This is a genomic window from Marinobacterium rhizophilum DSM 18822 (assembly GCF_000378045.1).
Lineage (GTDB): Bacteria > Pseudomonadota > Gammaproteobacteria > Pseudomonadales > Balneatricaceae > Marinobacterium_A > Marinobacterium_A rhizophilum.
Map to the genome: position 1 here is coordinate 1 of NZ_KB899141.1, position 1,563 is coordinate 1,563.

The following is a 1,563-nucleotide window of genomic DNA, read 5'->3' on the forward strand; positions in this document are numbered from 1 at the left end:
AACTTTACCGGCGCCATGCTGCGCCACCACACCATGAAAAGCACGCAGTACATGGCCCAGTGGATAGAGGCAAAAAACAGACAGAAAGCCGATTAAACCAGATCGAACCAAGCAATCTTGTAGTGATTCATGACGCCATCCTCTCTAGGCTTGGAGTCTCCGGAAAAGCCGGGGCGGTTCACCCCTACCCCAGAACTTGGTTTGATCCCACCGGGTGGCTTCAGATTGAGTATCAACGGATCGAGATCCACCTTGCGGATGGTGGAGCCCGAACCCAAGGCGAGCGGATGTCATTCCGAGACGGCAAGATCACAGAAGAGAAGATCGAGGCCACTGCCCCGGCCGAACTCTATCTTGAAGCTGTCGAACAGGTGCAGCGTCAGGCGCAGATGATGGTGGAGGCGATGCTGATGCCGTGGGCGGCGCTGATGGCGTCGTTTCTTTCGAGACATCACGACAGGTAGTCAGCTTGGGGGGGGGGGGGGGGGGAGCACTGGCCGCCGCAAGTTGCGGCGAAGAGGGCCAGGGGGGAGCCATACATTGACTTGAACCGCCCACCCGGATCGCACGTGAAAGCGGGAGCGTATCCTTCCGCCCCCGCCGACCGATCACAACTGGAAGACCGTATTGCTGTTGGTCTGACTGACGTTCTGGCTGTTGACGACGATATTGAGCTGGGTCGAGGAGTTGGTCAGGCTCTTCCCGTTGAACAGGTGGCCTGGCAGGATCACGGCCGGGCCGTGTCCCTTGTGGCCGAAACCATGACCGAAATGATGCGCCTGCTTGTTGGCAAACATCGCCATGCCGCCGCGCACGTGGGTCATAGCCTGGACGTCCAGCTGCTCACTCTTTTCGAGGTCGTTGATGGAAAGGGTCATGATGCTGCTCCTTGGGATAGTGAATGCTGCGGGGGCGCTCGCCCCCATTGTCATCGATTGGCGTTCGTCGTTTAGACGGCCCACATGAAGGGTGTGCCCTGGCTTACGGTGTTCGAGTTCCCCTGGAACACACCGGCACTGCCGACCGCGATGTTGAGCTGCTCGCTGATATTGGTCAGCGATTTGATGCTGGCGAAGCTCGGGCCGAAATAGGCGGGCTGATACATGTAGCCCCCACGGACGCGGGTCAGGGCCTTGGAATCCAGGGTCTTGCTTTCGTGCAGGTCGTTGATGGCAATGGTCATGGCTGTATCTCCGGGTATTTGTGTTGGTGAGAGCGGGGTTCACCGCTGCTGTTCGCTGTGACCGGTATACAGCGAACTCTGTGCCAGTTTTGTATGCGCCATCTCGTTAACTCGTTAACACTTTGTATTAAAAGGTAAACTTGCTAAACAACAGAGAAGCCTGTGGACCAAGAACTCTAGCTTTCTCGTCCGGAAGTTTCACGGATGAAAACAACTTTCACGAACAATGTTGGGCAATAACAAACAGCGACTAACTACTTGGGAGGCGATTACTCTCAGGTGGCAAAAATCTCCAAATATTCAACATCTTGCACCAACTTCTTCCAATTTTGCCGATTCAGCGACCCTTCATTCTTGCTGCACCGCAATGTGGCGATCGG

The 1,563-nt window shown here is 55.9% G+C and carries 3 protein-coding genes; 1 reads left to right on the forward strand and 2 read right to left on the reverse strand.

What is annotated here, in order from left to right:
• The coding region (locus F451_RS28180; RefSeq protein ID WP_169434562.1) for a hypothetical protein at positions 1-464 on the forward strand (464 nt) is incomplete at its 5' end.
• Between the two features lie 144 nt (positions 465-608).
• Here the strand turns inward: F451_RS28180 and F451_RS0124325 are convergent.
• Positions 609-878 carry a hypothetical protein gene (locus F451_RS0124325; RefSeq protein WP_020684018.1) on the reverse strand — a complete coding sequence of 90 codons (270 nt, stop codon included), beginning with the start codon at positions 876-878 and terminating at the stop codon, positions 609-611.
• 71 nt (positions 879-949) lie between these two features.
• Complete coding sequence (locus F451_RS0124330) at positions 950-1,183, reverse strand: hypothetical protein (RefSeq protein WP_020684019.1); 234 nt, start codon at positions 1,181-1,183, stop codon at positions 950-952.
• Positions 1,184-1,563: the final 380 nt, after the last annotated feature.

Coding starts and splice junctions, on each gene's coding strand:
- F451_RS0124330 (WP_020684019.1), bottom strand. CDS start 1,183: ATGACCATTGCCATCAACGACCTGCACGAAAGCAAGACCCTGGATTCC.
- F451_RS0124325 (WP_020684018.1), bottom strand. CDS start 878: ATGACCCTTTCCATCAACGACCTCGAAAAGAGTGAGCAGCTGGACGTC.